The sequence below is a fragment of the Paraburkholderia humisilvae genome (assembly GCF_902859855.1).
Taxonomy (GTDB): domain Bacteria; phylum Pseudomonadota; class Gammaproteobacteria; order Burkholderiales; family Burkholderiaceae; genus Paraburkholderia; species Paraburkholderia humisilvae.
Window position 1 is genome coordinate 1 of sequence record NZ_CADIKH010000171.1, and the last position, 5,410, is coordinate 5,410.

Consider the following 5,410-nt stretch of genomic DNA (forward strand, 5'->3'; position numbering starts at 1 on the left):
AGGCGCTTGCGGCCATGCCAAGCGGCGGCAAGCACGCGGCACGCAAGCTCAAGCGAGCGCAGGTCCTGCTTGCAGCGCACGCTGGCAGGATGACGCGAGCATTGCCGCCGCTGTGGCGGTTGGCGAATCTAGGTGTAGCGCACCACACCGCCACGCGCGGGGGCGCGGCGCGCGCCGGATCTGGTACGGCAGCGGGTTTTATCGCGCACGCGGCAAACGTGCTGTGGATTGCTGACGCGACCAACGTGCCGACCGACGCAGGATTCCTGTATCTGGCGGTGATGCCCGATGTGGTCAGTCGGCATATTGTGGGCTGGGCGATGTCAAACCATCTGTATACCGAATTGATGCTGTGTTCGCTGGACATGGCGTTGCAGCAACGACGCTATGACGGTGTGATTCTGCATTCCAATCAGGGCCGCCCAATACACGTCCATTGCCTTTGGGCGGCGTTGCCGCGAAGCCGACGTGCAGCCGTCAATGGGCACGGCTGGTGAGGCATATGATAACGCGATGTGCGAGTGGTTCTTCGGCAGGCTGGAGGCCGAACTGCTCTCGCGCGAACACTTTGCGACCCATGAACAGGCACGCCGGCGAATCTTCTCCTTTCTGGAGGGATGGTACAGCGCCCGCCAGGCTTCATGGCAGCATTGGCTACTGTTCGCCGCTCGAATTCGAAGACCGTTATGCGCAAACCCAGATGCCATTGCTGCGCGGGTTGCCCACGGGCGGGCAGCGTCGTGGTGGTGACAGGCGACCCGCCGTCCGACGGTGGACAACTCGCGATTTATCCTTGGCGGGTGGTGCCACACCGCATTAATCCCAACCCAGATCTATCCGTCGAACCGGGTCAACCTCAGCCTGCTGTAGCCTGCGTAGCTGGGTGCGCGAAGTCCTGCTGGGCCTCGGCGTGGGCGTTTTTTTCGGGATCCTGGGTGGCGCGCTCCGTGGTGGCAACGTTCGAGTTGTTGAATACTTGCATGAGGATTCGCAGGTGATGAAAAGGGGGGCACGATACGAGCCAGACACCAACTTTGCCTCGGGCTTTCCGAAATACCCGGTGCACCGCCGAAAGTGTCCCCATCCAATTTTTGATAAACGACATTTTCAATAGCCTTGGGGTCTTCCCCCTGGCGGGACCACTTCCAGTTGCCCTTTGGAATTCCAGTAGATGTGCAGCATTGGTCCACCGGGTGTCTGTGCATTGAAATGGCTCACCATTCCGTTGTGAAAGCCATGTTGATATGCCCAAGGTTCAAACCCACCGTGCCATTGCCCCTTAACCTGATAAGGGCGCAGGGAAGGGGGTAGATTCCAAACATGTTGAAGCAAGCGAGGTTCTACCGGAGTGCCATCGGGAATCAGCGGGTATGTCAACTTGGGGAACGAACGCTGGCGCGTTCGGATTTAACCCGTGCCGTCGAGGAGGAGTGGGTTGGTGTGTGTCCAGGCCCGCTGGTGTCGGGAGTTCGTTCCGGGCCATTGATCCCGCGCCGCCGCCCTGAAGGCTCGGGAGGCGCCTTGTAATCTGCCACTGACCGCTAACCGTATATTCGGCGCGGATCGTCCTTATCCTGCGGGAACCGTCCGGAGATACGATGTTCCAAATCGATCGGTGCACTGTAGTTTTCGCCCGATCAGGGGCCACCCGGTATAGCTTGCCGCGCAACTCGGCGTAAAAGGCTGCGGTCGCTGGGTCCCAGAGCATGCCCGACGCGCTTTTCTGTAACCTCGCCGGCTGCGTCCTGAGTTCATATCCCTCCAGTCGGCTCATCACGCAAGCCGCATCCCTGAAATCACGCCGTAACGGGCCGCTGCGATGCGCTTTCGCCGTGTGTCCGGGTTCAAGTAGTTGATCGGTGTTAAGGGTGCCTTTCGTTTCGCTGAATTTCGGCATCTTGCCGTGCAACGATAGGGCCAGATCGTTCTGGTGAGCTTCTTCAGATAGCCTTTCAAGGCCTCCCCGTACCTGTCCGTCAGCAAGCTTCGACACTCCGTCGTAAGCTGGAACCGCCTGAGCTAACGATTCATGGACCTTTTGCTGCACGTCGGTTTCCTGATATCCAATTTTTTTTAGTCGATCGAGATCAAAAATACCGTCAACAAAATCCACGGTGATCAGTGCTCCGGACTTAAATGCAGATATCGGTGAAACAGATAAAATATTCTGTCTGGTTTTGTCTGATTGGGGTGTGGGGAAAAATTTGTTGCAGTAAGAGTCAAATTCTGTGTCGATGAGCGCCGTCCCCCTCTGCATCTTATCGAACAATGTTGATTGTATAGATCCTACATACACGTGGTCGTGCGCCACCGAGACGGTTGCGGTCAACTCTTTTTCAGGAAAATAAAAAATGACGGCATCACTTTTCTCTGACACATGACTCCAAATATATTTGGCCGGATTTTCGTCGAACTGGGATAAAATAAATCCGGTCCATTTCTCTGTCGCGGATATTTTCAGCAAGTGGATTCGGTAAAGTAAAGCTTTTTCCTTCTCCATATTAATCCCAAATTTCTTTCCAAAAAGCTTATTTAAGACGTTTGAAAGTGCATGTCGTTTCGATGGTGTGTTCCAAGCCGCAAGTTCGTCGTCGAATATCTGATCTGCTGTTGGCATATTCGCTAGCTTCGCCCTAAGCGCGCCATCGGAAAGCTGATGTTCCTGTTGATTCAGAATGATATCAAGCACCGTTCGCCTTATAACTACGGGCCGTGAATCGTCCGGGTTGTTGTCGTTTTCTTGTTCTATTTCGACCATTTTATAAGGATCAATTTTGCGATCCTGCAGATAATGCGCGACAGCCGTTGGGCGAGTGGGAGGCAGACCTATGCCGGTATAGGCTGCAAAATGTTTGATGCCACCCGCGGTTGCTGCAGAGTCAACGGATCGAGACAATCGGAATGCATTGCCTTCACTAACGACCGTGCTGCGGCTAATGCGCTCCACTTCCTCAAAATGAAGCGATGGGGGATCGACAACCGGTGAATGAGTGACTGATGAGGCTGTGTTGCGCGGCTGCAAGAACGTGCTTGCCGATCGTATGCCCCGCAGGCGCGCCGGTCGGCCCTCATCGCGCGAAGTATATGACCGCGTGACGACTGACAACAGTCCATTGTCAATCTCCGTATCCCGGCCGACGTCGATCCCATTAGCTACCACGGATGACGATACGCCAGACCGTTGAGCGGCCTGTAGCGGATTTGTGGCGTACTGTGACGCCCGAACGTATCGAGGCTCGATGACGAATTTTAGGAGCAGTTCCGATAGCAGGGTCGACTCGGGCGGCGACAGCGAGGGCGCCGTAAGTTTGTTCGCCGCACCCGGCGAAGAGGTCGATCGCAGTAGCAGGATCCGTCCAGTCTGGTCAAAGATCGGATCTCGCCCGCCAGAGGGTGATTGCCAGCCGGGTATTGTTTTTTGTCTACTCTTGTTGCTCGGACCATTTGCGAATTGCTGCGTCCGACGGCTCGTCAGGAGATCGATTGGCATATGAAGATCTTGATTACATTGTGGCAAATTGCGTACGTTGCCGCGCATTGCGATCGCGTCCGATGCACCGCTGTCGCAGCGGACCTGCCCACGCGATACGCGGTCTCGCGCGCTTACAGCATTTACTCTCATGCGCAGTCTCGGCCGCGCATCGTTTGCGCACCGCCCACGCCCGCGAGCCGGAGCGATCGAACGATTGATGGCTTCATGTAACGACTGTGGGACAGTGTGGAACATACGTGGTGCCTGCGCCCGACTCCGAAACTCCGCCTTCCCCTGAAGATGGGCATGTGGTGATCAGCCAGTTGGCCAACGCCTGCGGATGATCTTCGTGACTTGCGTGCACGGGCTATCTGTCCGGCTGAAGCCGGGCCATTGGCGATGCGCTGCCCTGGGTGAGCTGCGCGAGCGATGGTGTACTCGCTGGCGGTCCATTACTCGCACACTTAATCTTGGAGCAGGGCGTGAAGCAGCTGCAATTTCAGCGCGCTGCTTGTTGGGTCTCAAAACAACGCCGCACGCAGCGCAGTGATCGCCGCGTTCGAGTCTGTACGGGCGTCGGGCATCAAGCTGCGCGTGCGCGACGGCGTTGCTTTCTGGCGAGCGTTGTGCGAGGACAAGTAACAGTTGCCCGACCCGCTCCTGAACACTGCCGAATTGAGGCTGCATCTTGGTGACGACCAGTGAGGAAGCCTGTGACGACGCCTTGCAAGACCTGTTCGGGCTGTTCTGGCGCAGAATGCTCACGCATTGGAGAGCCACTTTCCTGAGGGAGCGAAACAAAGTCAGTTCCCACGCAGTTCCTAAGCCCGCTAAGAACTCTTGGCACGGGCCGCTGATGAACGACGTTGTCCGGCGTAGGGGCGAGTCTGCCAAGCAAAGGGGGGGCTTTGGCGGAGAGTAGCCGGCCACTCGGACAGCGGGCACAGACAGACGACGGGGCGGCGCATGGCGAGCGACGATGGCGGATTGCTTTCAGGTTCAAGGTCGTCGAGCAGTGGTCCGCAACACTCAAGCCATCGTAGCTTCGCGCGGACCGATTCGGGAAAACGGGACGAAACAGGCTGCCGTAACTGCGCAATTCGCGCCGGCAGCAATGTAGGCTCGGTAATTCGGTATCGATCTGAGAGCGCGCGTCAATTGAGCTCCAGCATCCAGCGGTATGTCGACCGATAAAACCTGCATAACGCCCGTTCATGTGGACCGTTACCGCCAATTCTAACCTCGAAAAGATCGCCCGTTTACGCAAAGTTATTTCTGGGATGAAACGACTTTATAGTGCCGGGAACGTTGCTCGCGCTGAGTAATGAACTCGCCGGTAACGGCATTCGGCGCTGCGAGCAGGGTCGTTATTCCGTGGCAAAAGTAATCGTACGTGGGGTGCCCACGATGGTCTTCACTTCTGGTGTCAAAAATGATTCCCGTTACTTGGAAATGATGGGAATTACTATCGCGTCTCTACACGTTCAGCTCAACAACGGCTGAAATGACGCACTTACCGATCGCTGATACTCTGGTGCGCAGCTGTTATGAAGCCGGGCGTGGTTTCTGGCTGCACCTCGTGAGCGAAAAATTACCGTACGCGCCTCGCGTGTTCATTACCTGGTCGGGCCGCGAGATGACGAGCCCGTCTGGAAGCGGTCTCATCTATTGCGGCAGCACCGACAGGCGATCAGTCCATGCATAGGTGCCGCCGGGAACTTCGGCAATAACCGGGACGACCTCCGTGAGCCCACCCATTACACACAAGTCAGCCCCTGTCCGAGCTCGCGCGCAAACCTGAGACCGGCAGCGAAATCCATCACACGCTGCAGCCCCTGCCAGATAGTCTTGACGCCGGGTTCGCCGTCACCCTTTCTGGCCAGGAAGCCGCCGGGCATCGCGACGAGCCGAACAACTTCGTTCAGACACGGTGGCGTG

Annotated in this window: 4 protein-coding genes; 2 read left to right on the top strand and 2 right to left on the bottom strand. The window is 56.8% G+C overall.

All coding sequences use genetic code 11. The features are described 5' to 3' along the window. On the top strand, positions 1–497 hold a 497-nt coding region (locus HV796_RS44920; RefSeq protein ID WP_175233259.1), incomplete at its 5' end, for a DDE-type integrase/transposase/recombinase. 16 nt (positions 498–513) lie between these two features. Further along, a complete protein-coding gene (locus HV796_RS46225) occupies positions 514–750 on the top strand; it encodes an integrase core domain-containing protein (protein WP_425497116.1) in 237 nt (78 codons plus the stop codon). A gap of 529 nt (positions 751–1,279) precedes the next feature. On the opposite strand, the gene HV796_RS40050 is transcribed toward HV796_RS46225, so the two are convergent. Together HV796_RS40050 and HV796_RS40055 are read right to left on the bottom strand one after the other, a co-directional pair. Beyond that, positions 1,280–3,022 (bottom strand): hypothetical protein, encoded by a 1,743-nt coding sequence (locus tag HV796_RS40050; protein ID WP_175233261.1) that lies wholly within the window; start codon positions 3,020–3,022, stop codon positions 1,280–1,282. A 2,207-nt stretch (positions 3,023–5,229) separates the two neighbouring features. Further along, a partial coding sequence (locus HV796_RS40055; protein ID WP_281369989.1) for an IS4 family transposase occupies positions 5,230–5,410 on the bottom strand: 181 nt, incomplete at its 5' end.